11 protein-coding genes are annotated in these 13,274 nt (G+C 68.5%); 3 read left to right on the top strand and 8 right to left on the bottom strand.

What is annotated here, in order from left to right:
• Window positions 1-2: 2 nt before the first annotated feature.
• From ctaD to AXZ95_RS18225, 4 genes are all read right to left on the bottom strand, one after another.
• Entirely contained in the window at window positions 3-1,751 is a 1,749-nt protein-coding gene (gene ctaD, locus AXZ95_RS18240) for a cytochrome c oxidase subunit I (RefSeq protein WP_018191345.1), read from the bottom strand.
• Window positions 1,752-1,760: 9 nt separating this feature from the next.
• Complete coding sequence (gene coxB / locus AXZ95_RS18235; protein WP_018191346.1) at window positions 1,761-2,648, bottom strand: cytochrome c oxidase subunit II; 888 nt, start codon at window positions 2,646-2,648, stop codon at window positions 1,761-1,763.
• Window positions 2,649-2,792: 144 nt separating this feature from the next.
• A complete protein-coding gene (gene erpA / locus AXZ95_RS18230; RefSeq protein ID WP_018191347.1) occupies window positions 2,793-3,149 on the bottom strand; it encodes an iron-sulfur cluster insertion protein ErpA in 357 nt (118 codons plus the stop codon).
• A gap of 94 nt (window positions 3,150-3,243) precedes the next feature.
• Complete coding sequence (locus AXZ95_RS18225; protein WP_018191348.1) at window positions 3,244-4,698, bottom strand: dipeptidase; 1,455 nt, start codon at window positions 4,696-4,698, stop codon at window positions 3,244-3,246.
• Window positions 4,699-4,739: 41 nt separating this feature from the next.
• On the opposite strand from AXZ95_RS18225, the gene AXZ95_RS18220 reads away from it, so the two are divergent.
• Together AXZ95_RS18220 and AXZ95_RS18215 are read left to right on the top strand one after the other, a co-directional pair.
• Complete coding sequence (locus AXZ95_RS18220; protein ID WP_018191349.1) at window positions 4,740-5,336, top strand: DUF3043 domain-containing protein; 597 nt, start codon at window positions 4,740-4,742, stop codon at window positions 5,334-5,336.
• 1 nt (window position 5,337) lies between these two features.
• Window positions 5,338-6,282 (top strand): ribonuclease HI family protein, encoded by a 945-nt coding sequence (locus AXZ95_RS18215; RefSeq protein ID WP_018191350.1) that lies wholly within the window; start codon window positions 5,338-5,340, stop codon window positions 6,280-6,282.
• On the opposite strand, the gene AXZ95_RS18210 is transcribed toward AXZ95_RS18215, so the two are convergent.
• From AXZ95_RS18210 to hisD, 3 genes are read right to left on the bottom strand one after another with little or no spacing between them, the layout of a single operon-like run.
• The gene (locus AXZ95_RS18210) at window positions 6,250-7,293 is read right to left on the bottom strand and encodes a quinone-dependent dihydroorotate dehydrogenase (RefSeq protein WP_018191351.1); all 1,044 of its coding nucleotides are present in this window, start codon (window positions 7,291-7,293) and stop codon (window positions 6,250-6,252) included. The genes AXZ95_RS18215 and AXZ95_RS18210 overlap by 33 nt on opposite strands.
• 20 nt (window positions 7,294-7,313) lie before the next feature.
• A complete protein-coding gene (gene nrdR / locus AXZ95_RS18205) occupies window positions 7,314-7,784 on the bottom strand; it encodes a transcriptional regulator NrdR (protein ID WP_018191352.1) in 471 nt (156 codons plus the stop codon).
• 16 nt (window positions 7,785-7,800) lie between these two features.
• The gene (hisD, locus tag AXZ95_RS18200) at window positions 7,801-9,111 is read right to left on the bottom strand and encodes a histidinol dehydrogenase (RefSeq protein ID WP_018191353.1); all 1,311 of its coding nucleotides are present in this window, start codon (window positions 9,109-9,111) and stop codon (window positions 7,801-7,803) included.
• Window positions 9,112-9,190: 79 nt separating this feature from the next.
• On the opposite strand from hisD, the gene AXZ95_RS18195 reads away from it, so the two are divergent.
• The gene (locus tag AXZ95_RS18195) at window positions 9,191-9,721 is read left to right on the top strand and encodes a flavin reductase family protein (RefSeq protein ID WP_018191354.1); all 531 of its coding nucleotides are present in this window, start codon (window positions 9,191-9,193) and stop codon (window positions 9,719-9,721) included.
• A 22-nt stretch (window positions 9,722-9,743) separates the two neighbouring features.
• On the opposite strand, the gene dnaE is transcribed toward AXZ95_RS18195, so the two are convergent.
• Window positions 9,744-13,259, bottom strand: a complete 3,516-nt coding sequence (gene dnaE / locus AXZ95_RS18190) for a DNA polymerase III subunit alpha (protein ID WP_018191355.1) — start codon at window positions 13,257-13,259, stop codon at window positions 9,744-9,746.
• Window positions 13,260-13,274 lie beyond the last annotated feature (15 nt).

Below are 13,274 nucleotides of genomic sequence, written 5' to 3'. Positions count from 1 at the left end.
GGTTACTTCACCTCGTCGTTCGCGACGTCGTGCACAGGGGCGTCGGGGGCGTCCTTCGCGGGACCCACACCGATCGGGATGCCCGCCTCGGGGTGGTTCAGGTCGAAGGCCGGCGACTCCGAACGGATGCGCGGGATCGACGTGAAGTTGTGCCGCGGCGGCGGGCAGCTGGTCGCCCACTCGAGCGAACGGCCGTAGCCCCACGGGTCGTTGACCGTGACCTTGGGCGCGTTGCGCGCGGTCAGGTACACGTTCACGAAGAACGGGATCATCGAGATCGCCAGGATGCCGGCGCCGATCGACGAGACCTGGTTCATCCAGGTGAAACCGTCCGACGGCAGGTAGGTGGCGTACCGGCGCGGCATGCCCACGACTCCCAGCCAGTGCTGGATGAGGAAGGTCGTGTGGAAGCCGATGAACAGCAGCCAGAAGTGCCACTTGCCCAGCCGGTCGTTGAGCATCTTGCCCGTCCACTTGGGCCACCAGAAGTAGAAGCCGGCGAACATGGCGAACACGACGGTTCCGAACACCACGTAGTGGAAGTGCGCGACGACGAAGTACGTGTCGGACACGTGGAAGTCGAGCGGCGGCGACGCGAGGATGACGCCGGTCAGACCACCGAAGGTGAACGTGATCAGGAAGCCGATCGACCAGAGCATCGGCGACTCGAACGTGAGCGACCCGCGCCACATCGTGCCGATCCAGTTGAAGATCTTCACACCGGTCGGGACGGCGATGAGCATCGTCATCAGCGAGAACCACGGCAGCAGCACCGAGCCGGTGACGTACATGTGGTGCGCCCACACCGTGACGGACAGGGCGGCGATCGCGATCGTCGCGTACACCAGCGTCTTGTATCCGAAGATCGGCTTCCGGCTGAACACCGGGAAGATCTCGGACACGATGCCGAAGAACGGCAGAGCGATGATGTACACCTCGGGATGGCCGAAGAACCAGAACAAGTGCTGCCAGAGCAGGGCTCCGCCGTTCGCCGCGTCGTAGATGTGCGCGTCGAACACGCGGTCGGCCGCGAGGGCGAAGAGGGCGGCGGCGAGCACCGGGAAGGCCATCAGCACGAGGATCGACGTCACCAGGGTGTTCCAGGTGAAGATCGGCATGCGGAACATGGTCATGCCCGGGGCACGCATCGTGATGATCGTGGTGATGAAGTTCACGGCGCCGAGGATGGTGCCGAAGCCCGACAGACCGAGGCCGAGCACCCAGAGATTGCCGCCGATTCCTGGCGAGAAGGTCGTGCTCGAGAGCGGTGCGTAGGCGAACCAGCCGAAGGACGCTGCGCCCTGCGGGGTGAGGAAGCCGGCGACCGCGATCAGCGAACCGAACGAGTAGAACCAGTACGCCAGCGCGTTCAGACGCGGGAACGCCACGTCAGGTGCGCCGATCTGCAGCGGCATGAGCACGTTGGCGAAGCCTGCGAAGAGCGGCGTCGCGAACATGAGCAGCATGATCGTGCCGTGCATGGTGAACAGCTGGTTGTACTGCTCCTTGGTGGCGACCACCTGCAGGCCCGGCTCGAACAGCTGGGCGCGGATGATCAGCGCCATCACGCCGCCGATGAGGAAGTACACGAACGACGAGACCAGGTACATATACCCGATGGTCTTGTGGTCCGTCGACGTGATGTAGTTCACGAGGATGTTGCCCTTGCGCTCCACACCGTTCGCGGTGAGGAACGTGGGCGCTGGCTTGGGGGCGGTGGTCGCTCCCGGTGCCGGTGCTGTCGTCGTCATCTGTGCGTCCTACTCGTTGCCCTGCGGGGCGCCCGTTCCGGGCAGGTTCTGGTTGCGGTCGTACTCGGAGCCCAGCTGACCCTCGTAGCCCTGGGCGCGGAGGCTCTTGATGTGTGCGTCGTACTCGGACTGCGGGACGATCTTCACGTTGAAGAGCATCGCGGAGTGGTACTCGCCGCAGAGCTCGGCGCACTTGCCGACGAAGGTGCCCGTGCGGTCGGTCGTCTCGAAGTACATGTAGTTGGTCTTGCCCGGGATGACGTCCTTCTTGTAGAGCATCGCCGGCACCCAGAAGGAGTGGATCACGTCGCGCGAGTCGAGCTGGATCGTGATCTTCTTGTTCTCGGGGAGGTACAGGGTCGGGACCTCGCCCTCCTGGACCGATCCGGGGGTGGCGCTGTTGTCATCCGGCTGGACCTGGATCCCCGGGTCGTAGACGTTGTCGCTGACGTAATTGAAGTCCCATGCCCACTGCTTGGCGTAGACCTGGATCTTGACGTCCGGGTTCGCGTAGGGCTGCTCGATGGCGTTCTGGTCGCGCGCGGTGAAGGCGAAGAAGCCGAGCACCAGGATGAGCGGCACGATCGTGTAGAAGATCTCGATCGGCATGTTGTAGCGCAGCTGCACGGGGAGGCCGGTCTGGCCCTTCCGGCGGCGGTACACGATGACCGCCCAGAGCGTGAGGCCCCAGACGACGATGCCGACGATGAGCAGGACGATCCAGCTGGTCACCCAGAGGCCGCTGATGCGGTCGGTGTGGTTCGTGACGGGCGGCTCGCCCTCGACGAAGCCCGGGAGGAATCCGTGCAGCTGAGCCTGCGTGCAGCCCGCGAGTGCCACGACGAGCGTCGCGGCGATCGGGATGGCAGCCCATCGGAGACGACGATTGTGACGCACCGGTGACCTTTCGAGTGACTACTGGACAGTTCACATGCAACTGTATGTGGCTGTGTCTACCCTACTCCGACTGACACCCTGATCCGAACAAAAGGGCCGCCCTGTGGAGGGCGGCCCGATGTGTTTCTCTGTGCTATATGAGGCTCAGTGGAAGGAGTCTCCGCACGCGCAGGAACCGGTCGCGTTGGGGTTGTCGATCGTGAAGCCCTGCTTCTGGATCGTGTCCTCGAAGTCGATCGACGCACCGTCGAGGTACGGGACGCTCATCTTGTCGACGATGACCTCCACCCCGTCGAAATCGACGGTCGCGTCTCCGTCGAGCATGCGCTCGTCGAAGTACAGCTGGTAGATCAGACCCGAGCATCCGCCGGGCTGGACGGCGACGCGCAGACGCAGGTCGTCGCGGCCCTCCTGCTCGAGCAGGCTCCTGACCTTGGATGCCGCGGCGTCGGTCAGGCCGACTCCGTGGGCCTTGGTCGCGGTCAGCGTTGTGTCGGTCATGGGACTCCTCACGAAGGTGAAACGGGACTTCGGAACGAAATCTGCGTCGATTGTACGTCGCCGAACTGGAAATTCGGCAGAGCGCGGGATCTGCTCAGGATGCGGTGCGCCCGTTGAGCCGCGAGAGCAGGAGCGCCTCGGTCAGCACGGCGCGCTTGAACACGCCCAGGTGCAGCGACTCGTTGGGGCTGTGAGCCCGCGTGTCCGGGTCCTCGACGCCGGTCACGAGGATCTGCGCGGCCGGGAACTCGCGGACGAGGTCGGCGATGAACGGGATGGAGCCGCCGATGCCGGTCTCGACCGCTTCGGCGCCCCAGGCGTCGGTCATCGCGCGCTTCGCCTCGGTCGCCGCCCATCCGTCGGTGTCGACGAGGAACGGGTCGCCGAGGTCGACGTCGTCGATCGCGATGTGCGCGCCGAACGGCGCGTGCGCCCGCAGGTGGCGTTCGAGCGCCTCGTACGCCTCGCGAGCGGGCTGGCCGGGGGCTACGCGGGAGCTGATCCGCACGGCGACGCTGGGCAGCAGGGTGTTGGATGCGTTGGCCACGCTGGGCGCGTCGATGCCGGTGACGGTGATGGTCGGCTGCGACCACATCCGCGACAGGATCGGCCCGCGGCCGACGCTGGTGACGCCCGGCAGGAACGCCGCGTCCTCCGCGAGCTGCTCCTCCGTGAACGCCGGCGGCTCGGCCGCTGCGTCGTACGAGGTGAGCCCCTCGACGGCCACCGCCCCATCGTCGTCGTGCAGGGTGGCGAGCAGCCTGACCATGGCGAGCATCGCATCCGGTGCCGCTCCCCCGTACATGCCCGAATGGGAGGCGTGCTCCAGGGTCGAGACGGTGAGCCGGAACGTCACGTTGCCGCGCAGCGACACGGTCAGCGCGGGAGTGTTCACGTCGACGTTGTCGGAGTCGGCGACCACGATGACGTCCGCAGCGAGGGCCGCGGTGTTCTGCTGCAGGAAGTTCGCGAACGAGCGGGACCCGAACTCCTCCTCCCCCTCGATGAAGACGGCGAGGCCGACCTCCAGGTCGTCGCCCAGCACATCGCGCAGGGCGCGGACGCTCGCGACGTGGGTCATCACGCCCGCCTTGTCGTCGGCGGCGCCGCGGCCGTAGAGGCGGTCGCCGCGCACGGTCGGCTCGAACGGCGGAGTGTCCCAGTTCGCCTCGTCCCCCTCGGGCTGGACGTCGTGGTGCGCGTAGAGGAGCACGGTCGGGCGGCCGTTCTTCGCGGCCCGCGTGGCCAGCACGGCCGGCTGCCCGAGCGTGTCGCCGTCGCCGATCGGCGCCTGCTTGATCTCGACGCTGTCGAACATCCCCGTGTCCGTCAGAAGGGCCGCGACGGCGTCGGCGCTGCGGCGCACGTTCTGCGGGTCGAACGCGGACCACGACACCGAGGGGATGCGGACGAGCTGCGAGAGGTCGGCGACGGCCGACGGCAACCCCGCCTCGACCGCGGCGCGGACCTCCCCTTCGACGCCGGGGGTCGCTCCGCCCGACGCATCGTCGGCGGCCGCGGGAACTGGGGTCTGCTGGCTGTCTGTCATGCGGGTAATCTTAAGCGGACCCCACAAGCGAAGGCTCGAAGTTGGCGAAACGACAGAATGCGGCAAGCGAGGCGGAGACGCCCGTCGCCGAGACCCCCGAAGAGACGGCTGCCCGGCTGAAGCAGGGCAAGGGTGCACCGACGCCCTCGCGCCGCCAGCAGGAGGCCGCCCGCAAGCGCCCGCTGGTGCCGACGGACCGCAAGGAGGCGGCACGCGTCGCCCGGCAGAAGCAGGCGGAGGCACGCGAGAAGGCGCGCATCGGCATGGCGGCCGGCGACGACCGCTATCTGACCGCTCGCGACCGCGGACCGCAGCGCCGGTACGTGCGCGATTACGTCGACGCCCGGTTCTCGATCGGCGAGTTCCTCATCCCGGTGATGCTGATCGTCATCATCCTGACCTTCCTGCCGTGGCCGGAGATGCAGGTCTACGGCCTGTTCGCGCTCTGGGGCTTCTTCCTGATCGCGGTCATCGACTGCTTCGTGCTCGGCTTCCTGGTGCGCAAGCGCATCGGCGCCAAGTTCGGCACGACGAAGGTAGAGCGCGGCCTGCGCTGGTACGCCGCGATGCGCGCACTGCAGCTGCGGGTCATGCGCCTGCCGAAGCCGCAGGTCAAGCGCGGCCAGTTCCCGAGCTGACGTGGCGATCGTCGCGGCGGCGGACGGCTCCGCCCTCGGCAATCCCGGCCCGGCCGGCTGGGCCTGGTACGTGGACGACGACCACTGGTCCGCGGGCGGCTGGCCGCACGGCACCAACAACCAGGGCGAGCTCATGGCGGTCATCGACCTGCTGGAGGCGACCGCCCACCTCGGCGACGACCTGCACATCTTCTGCGACAGCCAGTACGTGATCAACGCGGTGACCAAGTGGATGCCGGGCTGGAAGCGCAAGGGATGGCGCAAAGCCGACGGCGCTCCGGTGCTGAACCGCGAGCTGTTGGAGCGTCTCGACCGTGCCCTGCAGGGCCGCAGCTATCGCTTCGAGTGGGTCAAGGGCCACGCGGGCCACGAGCTCAACGAAGCGGCGGACGAGCGTGCTCGCGCCGTCGCGCTCGCGTATCAGAAGGGCGATCCCATCCCGATCGGTCCGGGCTGGCCGGGTCGCGCGGCCGTCGTGGAGGAGCCGGCTCCGGCACCCGCCGCGGCGGCGTCCGCGACCGCACCAACTGCCGCCGCACCCGCACCCGCATCCGCGCAGGACGCCTCCCTCGAGCTCGACCTCTTCGCCGACCTCGCCGCCGACGAGACGGACGAGCAGGTCGTCGCGCGACTGGAGCGCGAGCTGCTGGAGCCCGCGGTTCGCTCGGACGCATCCCGCCTCGCCGAGCTGCTGCATCCCTCGTTCGAGGAGATCGGGCGCTCCGGCCGGCTCTGGGGTCGGGATGCGATCATCTCCGAGCTGGCCGTCGAAGACGACCAGGCGGCCGCCATGGAGGTGCTCGCGGTCGACCGCGTCGCCTCGGAGACGCTGCTGCTCACCGCACGGACGACGGATGCCCGCGGGGCGACCCTGCGCAGCTCGCTGTGGGTGCGCAGCTCCGGACGCTGGCGCCTACGCTTCCACCAGGGCACGCCGGAGGCGTAGCAGCCCCCGGTTGATCTGCCGGGCCCAGAGCGGGCCTCGGTAGAGGAACGCGGTGTAGCCCTGCACCAGGGTCGCCCCGGCATCCAGCCGTTCCTGCACGTCCTCCGCTGTCTCGACGCCTCCGACGGAGATGACGCAGAGCTCGGCGGGCACGACGGCGCGGATGAGGCGCAGCACCTCCAGGGAGCGTGCGGCGACCGGGGGTCCGCTGAGGCCGCCTGCCCCCGCCGCCTCGACGACGGAGGGATCGGTGCGGAGTCCGTCGCGCGAGATCGTGGTGTTCGTGGCGATGATGCCCGCGAGCCCGAGCTCCACGGCGAGGCGCGCGATGCGCTCGACCTGCTCGTCGGTGAGGTCGGGGGCGATCTTGACCAGGAGCGGCGTGGTGCCCGCGACGTCCTTGACGGCGGTCAGGAGCGGGCCGAGCAGTTCGAGCTCCTGCAGGCCGCGGAGGCCGGGGGTGTTCGGGGAGCTGACGTTGACCACCAGGTAGTCGGCGACCGGCGCGAGCGCGCGGGCGCTGGTGAGATAGTCCGCCGTCGCGTCCTCGACGGCGACGACGCGCGACTTGCCGATGTTCACGCCGAGCACGGGACGCCGGGATGCGCGTCGCACGCGGAGCAGCCGGTTGGCAGCGGCACCGGCGCCGTGGTTGTTGAAGCCCATCCGGTTGATGACCGCACGGTCGGGGATGAGACGGAACAGCCGCGGCTTGTCGTTGCCGGGCTGCGGCCGGGCGGTGATCGTGCCGACCTCGACGTGGCCGAACCCGAGTGCGCCGAGACCGAGCACGCCCTCGCCGTCTTTGTCGAAGCCGGCGGCGACGCCGAACGGCGAGTCGAACCGCAGACCGAGCGCCTCAACCGCGAGCGACGGGTCCGGGGCCGTGAAGCGCCGGGCCAGGCCGCCGAGCCCGACGGCCGGGAGGGCGCGGATCACCACGAAGGCGAGGTGATGGGCCCGCTCGGGGTCGAGTCGGGACAGGACGAGGTCGAAGAGTGCGCGATACATGCCGGTATGAGAATACCTGGCTAGTCGACCTGCACCGGCTCCGCGTGGTGCGCCAGCCGCAGCGAGCGGATGGCCTCCTCGAAGTCGTCGAGCGAGTCGAAGCCCTGGTAGACGCTCGCGAAGCGCAGGTACGCCACCTCGTCGAGCTCGCGCAGCTCCGGCAGGATCGCCAGACCGATGTCGTTGGCCTCGATCTGCGAGGCACCCGTCGAGCGGATGGTCTCTTCCACCTTCTGCGCCAGCACGGCGAGATCGGAGTCGGTCACGGGCCGGCCCTGGCAGGCCTTGCGGACGCCGAGCACGATCTTCTCGCGGCTGAACGGCTCCGCCACCCCGCTGCGCTTGATCACGCTGAGGCTCGCCGTCTCCGTCGTCGAGAATCGACGGCCGCACTCCGGGCACTGCCGGCGGCGGCGGATGGACAGCCCGTCGTCGCTCGTCCGAGAGTCGATGACGCGGGAGTCCGGGTGACGGCAGAAGGGGCAGAACATGGAGGGATTCTATCGCTCAGCGGGTGCGGAACCGCTGGGTGACCGCTTCGCCGTGCGCGGGCAGGTCTTCCGCCGTCGACAGGGCGACGATCCGGTCGGCGACCTCCTGCAGTGCCTCGCGGTCGTACTGCACGACCTGCTGCGGCCGGAGGAAGGAGTACGCGCCGAGTCCCGACGAGAACCGCGCCTGACCGCCCGTCGGCAGCACATGGTTCGACCCCGCCAGGTAGTCGCCGAGGCTCACCGGCGACGTCGGCCCGAGGAAGATGGCGCCGGCGTTGCGGATGGAGCCGAGGAGCTCCTGCGGGTCGGCCGTCTGCAGTTCGAGGTGCTCCGGGCCGTAGGCGTTGCTGAACGCGGCCGCAGCGGCCAGGTCGCCCACGAGTACGATCGCGGACTGCGGGCCACCGAGCGCGGTGCGCACCCGCTCGCTGTGCTTGGTGGCGCCGGCCAGCGCATCCAGCTCGGCCACGACCCGCTCGGCGAACGCCGGGCTGTCGGTGACCAGCAGGGATGCGGCAGCCTCGTCGTGCTCGGCCTGCGACACGAGGTCTGCCGCGACGTAGGCGGGGTCCGCCGAGTCGTCGGCGATCACGAGGATCTCGGTGGTTCCGGCCTCGGAGTCGATGCCCGCCTGACCGCGCACCACGCGCTTCGCGGCGGCGACGTAGATGTTGCCCGGGCCGGTGATGACCTGGACCGGGTCGAGCCCGAGCTCTTCGACTCCGTACGCCAGCGCGCCGATCGCACCCGCGCCTCCCATCGCGTACACCTCGTCGATGCCGAGAAGGCCCGCCGCTCCGAGGATGACCGGGTGGACCGCTCCCCCGAACTCCCGCTGCGGAGGGCTCGCGAGAGCGACGGACGCGACGCCGGCGATCTGCGCCGGCACGGCGTTCATGACCACGCTCGACGGGTACACGGCCTTTCCGCCCGGCACGTAGAGTCCGGCACGCTCGACCGGCTCCCAGCGCTGCACGATAGAGGCGCCCGGGCGGATGACGGTCTCGGTCGGCGGCGGGACCTGCGCGGCGGTCGCCTCGCGGACGCGGGCGATGGCCTCCTCCAGCGCCTCGCGGACGTCGTCGGGAAGCGCCTCGACTGCTGCATCGATCTCGGCCTGAGGAACACGGACGGATGCCGGGGCCGCGCCGTCGAAACGCTCGGCCTGCTCGGCGAGGGCGGCGACACCGCGGGTGCGCACATCGTCGATCAGCTCGGAGGCGACCGACATCGCCACCTGCACGTCCACGACGGGACGGGGCACGAGTCGCTGGAAGGCGGCGCGAGTAGGCTGGACACCGCGGAGGTCGATGGTCTGGATCATGGCCCATCCACCTTATCCGCTCGGGCGAGTCCCTCCCCCGCGGAATGGTCCACACAGATTCGGGCTTGTATCCAACAGTATGAACAGCGCATCCCCCGACCCCACCGACGGCGCCATCGCCGACGCGACCCCCGACCTCGCGGCCTTCCGGCAGACGTTCCGGCGGCACGCGGCCGGGGTGGCCATCATCACGGCCCAGCGGGAGGACGGCACGCCCGTCGGGTTCACCGCGACCTCGCTCGCCTCACTCGCCGCCGTCCCGCCGCTCGCGACCTTCAACATGGCGCTGTCGGCCTCCAGTTGGCCGGCGATCGCGGAGACCGATCGCGTCGTCATCCACACCCTCGGCGTGCGCAACCGCGAGGTCGCGCAGACGCTGTCCGGCGACAACAGCCAGCGGTTCCTCGGCGACCACTGGTACCGCGGCCCGCACGGCCTGCCGGTGATCAAGGACACGACGGCGTGGATGATCGGACGGATCGTCGAGCGCGTGCAGGTGCACCAGAGCGCCGTCGTCATCGTGCAGATCGAGCAGGGCGGACTCGGCGAGGACGACGCGCCGCTCGTCTACCACGAGCGCACCTACTGGCGTCCCGGCACCCCGGTCTGACCCGGCGCCCTCCGGACCCCGGTCAGACCAGGCAGTGCGGGCCCAGCAGGCCCTTCAGCTCGCCGTAGAGATCGGCGCTCACCGTCACCGGCTTCGGCACCTCGAACACGCGTGCGACCTGCCCCTTCACCAGCCGGAGACGCACCTCGCTCTCGCCCGGATGCCGTGCGAGCACCTCGCTCAACGACATGACCGTATCGGTCGTCGCCCGCTGGTCGGGCATCGTGATGACGAGCGGACCGGAGTCGTTCGCCTGCCCGAGGTCGGGCGTCATCAGCGAGAACGCGTGCAGGTTCATCCCGTCGTCGCGCAGGCTCACCCGGCCGCGGACGACGACGATCGCGTCTCCCTGCAGCTGCGCCGAGTACTCCTGGTACGCCTTGCCCATGAACATCACGGTCAGCTCGCCGCCGAAGTCCTCGACCTGGATCATGCCGTACTGATTGCCCGACGCCTTCGCCACGCGATGCTGCACGCTCGTCACGAGGCCCGCGATCGTCACCGTCTCGCCGTCCTGGATGTTCTCCGACGCCACGAGCTCGGCGATCCCCGTGCTGGCGAGCTTCGCCAGCTGCAGTTCGAGGCCGGCGAGGGGATGGTCGGAGACGTACAGCCCGAGCATCTCGCGCTCGAACGCCAGCTTGTCGCGCTTCGCCCACTCCGGCCGCTGCGGGATGTGGTGCTGCGTCTGCGACACCTCGTCCTCGCCCCACAGGCTGTCGAAGTCGAACCCGACGTCGCCGTTGGCCTCGTTGCGCTTGATCTTCACGGCCGATTCGACCGCATCCTCGTGCACCTCGACGAGCGCACGGCGGGTGTGGCCGAGCGAGTCGAACGCGCCCGCCTTGATCAGCGACTCCACCGTGCGCTTGTTCGCGGCGTGGATGGGCACCTTGTTCAGGAAGTCGTGGAACGACTCGAAGCGGCCCTTGCTCTCGCGCGCCTCGCGGACGCCCTCGACGACGTTGGCGCCGACGTTGCGGACGGCGCCCATTCCGAAGCGGATGTCCTCGCCGACGGCGGCGAAGTAGAGGTTGGACTCGTTGACGTCCGGCGGGAGCACTTTGATGCCCATGCGGCGGCACTCGTTGAGGTACAGCGCCATCTTGTCCTTGGAGTCGCCGACGCTGGTGAGCAGCGCGGCCATGTACTCCGCCGGGTAGTGCGCCTTGAGGTACGCCGTCCAGTACGAGATGACCCCGTACGCCGCCGAGTGGGCTTTGTTGAACGCGTAGTCGGAGAACGGGAGCAGGATCTCCCACAGCTTGTTGACGGCGTCCATCGAGTAGCCGTTGGCCTGCATGCCCTGCGAGAAGCCCTCGAACTGCTTGTCCAGCTCCGACTTCTTCTTCTTGCCCATCGCGCGGCGCAGGATGTCTGCTTGACCGAGCGAGAAGCCGGCGACCTTCTGCGCGATCGCCATCACCTGCTCCTGGTAGATGATGAGGCCGTAGCTGGTCGAGAGGATGTCGGCCAGCGGCTCGGCGAGCTCCGGGTGGATGGGCGTGATCGCCTGCTGCCCGTTCTTGCGGAGCGCGTAGTTGGTGTGCGAGTTCGCGCCCATCGGGCCCGGGCGATACAGCGCGATGAGTGCCGAGATGTCCTCGAAGTTGTCCGGCTTCATCAGGCGCAGGAGGGACCGCATCGGGCCGCCGTCGAGCTGGAACACGCCCAGCGTGTCACCGCGCGAGAGCAGTTCGTAGGCGGGCCGGTCGTCGAGCTCCAGGTCTTCGAGCACCAGCTCTTCTCCGCGGTTGTCGCGGATGTTGTCGAGGGCGTCGTTGATGATGGTGAGGTTGCGGAGCCCCAGGAAGTCCATCTTGATCAGGCCGAGCGACTCGCAGGCCGGATAGTCGAACTGCGTGACGATCTGGCCGTCCTGCTCCCGCTTCATGATCGGGATGACGTCGATCAGCGGGTCGGACGACATGATCACACCGGCGGCGTGCACACCCCACTGGCGCTTCAGGTTCTCGAGCCCGAGCGCCGTGTCGAAGACGGTCTTCGCCTCGGGGTCGGTCTCGACGACCGCCCGGATGTCGACGGCCTCCTTGTAGCGCGGGTGGTTCTTGTCGAAGATCCCGGTCAGCGGGATGTCCTTGCCCATGACGGGCGGCGGCATCGCCTTCGTGAGCTTCTCGCCCATCGAGAAGGGGAAGCCGAGCACGCGGCCCGAATCCTTGAGCGCCTGCTTCGCCTTGATCGTGCCGTAGGTGACGATCTGGGCGACGCGCTCCGAGCCGTACTTCTCGGTCACGTACTTGATGACCTCGCCGCGGCGACGGTCGTCGAAGTCGACGTCGAAGTCGGGCATGGAGACGCGGTCGGGGTTGAGGAAGCGCTCGAAGATGAGGCCGTGCTGCAGCGGGTCGAGGTCGGTGATCCGCATCGCGTAGGCGGCCATCGAGCCGGCACCGGAGCCACGGCCCGGACCGACGCGGATGCCGTTGCGCTTCGACCAGTTGATGAAGTCGGCGACGACGAGGAAGTAGCCCGGGAATCCCATCTGCGAGATCACGCCGATCTCATAGTCCGCCTGCTTGCGCACCTCGGGCGTGATGCCGTTCGGGTAGCGCTGCTCGAGGCCCTTCTCGACCTCCTTGACGAACCAGGTCTGCTCGGTCTCGCCGTCGGGCACCGGGAAGCGCGGCATGTAGTTGGCTGCCGTGTCGAACTTCACGTCGCAGCGCTCGGCGATCGCGAGCGTGTTGTCGCAGGCGTCCGGATAGTCGCGGAACAGCTGCCGCATCTGCTCCGGGGTCTTCAGGTAGAACTCGTCGGCGTCGAACTTGAAGCGGTTCGGGTCGTCGAGGGTCGAGCCGGACTGCACGCACAGCAGCGCCGCGTGGCTCTTGGCGTCCTCCGCGTGCGTGTAGTGGAGGTCGTTGGTCGCGACGAGCGGGAGGCCCAGGTCTTTCGCCAGCCGGATGAGGTCGGACATGATCCGGCGCTCGATGCCGAGGCCGTGGTCCATGATCTCGGCGAAGAAGTTCTCCTTGCCGAAGATGTCGCGGTAGTCGGCCGCCGCGGCCCGTGCCGCCTCGTACTGCCCCAGCCGCAGACGGGTCTGCACCTCGCCGGACGGGCAGCCGGTCGTCGCGATGATGCCCTTGGAGTACTTACTCAGCAGCTCGCGGTCCATGCGCGGCTTGAAGTAGTAGCCCTCCATCGAGGCGTACGACGACAGCCGGAAGAGATTGTGCATCCCCTCGGTCGTCGCCGCCAGGAGCGTCATGTGCGTGTACGCGCCCGACCCGGAGACGTCGTCGCCGCCGCCGTCTCCCCACCGGATCCGGGTCTTGTCGGAGCGGTGCGTACCAGGGGTGAGGTAGGCCTCCGTGCCGATGATCGGCTTGATCCCGGCGTCGGTCGCCGTGCGCCAGAAGTCGAACGCGCCGAACATGTTGCCGTGGTCGGTGATCGCGACGCCGGGCATTCCCTGGGCGGCCGCGGACTCCACCAGGGGTTTGACACGCGCCGCCCCGTCGAGCATCGAGTACTCGCTGTGGACGTGGAGGTGGACGAAGGAGTCGGACATCGATCTAAGCCTAAG

Origin of the sequence: Leifsonia sp. 115AMFTsu3.1 (genome assembly GCF_004362795.1) — a bacterium.
In the GTDB taxonomy this organism is placed as follows: domain Bacteria; phylum Actinomycetota; class Actinomycetes; order Actinomycetales; family Microbacteriaceae; genus Leifsonia.
The sequence above is the reverse complement of the archived record's forward strand: the minus strand, read 5'-3'. Positions and strand labels throughout refer to the sequence as shown.

Excerpts from the sequence above, each read along its gene's own strand:
- ctaD (WP_018191345.1), bottom strand. The coding sequence starts at position 1,751 with ATGACGACGACAGCACCGGCACCGGGAGCGACCACCGCCCCCAAGCCA.
- erpA (WP_018191347.1), bottom strand. The coding sequence starts at position 3,149 with ATGACCGACACAACGCTGACCGCGACCAAGGCCCACGGAGTCGGCCTG.
- AXZ95_RS18225 (WP_018191348.1), bottom strand. The coding sequence starts at position 4,698 with ATGACAGACAGCCAGCAGACCCCAGTTCCCGCGGCCGCCGACGATGCG.
- AXZ95_RS18210 (WP_018191351.1), bottom strand. The coding sequence starts at position 7,293 with ATGTATCGCGCACTCTTCGACCTCGTCCTGTCCCGACTCGACCCCGAG.
- nrdR (WP_018191352.1), bottom strand. The coding sequence starts at position 7,784 with ATGTTCTGCCCCTTCTGCCGTCACCCGGACTCCCGCGTCATCGACTCT.
- hisD (WP_018191353.1), bottom strand. The coding sequence starts at position 9,111 with ATGATCCAGACCATCGACCTCCGCGGTGTCCAGCCTACTCGCGCCGCC.
- AXZ95_RS18195 (WP_018191354.1), top strand. The coding sequence starts at position 9,191 with ATGAACAGCGCATCCCCCGACCCCACCGACGGCGCCATCGCCGACGCG.
- dnaE (WP_018191355.1), bottom strand. The coding sequence starts at position 13,259 with ATGTCCGACTCCTTCGTCCACCTCCACGTCCACAGCGAGTACTCGATG.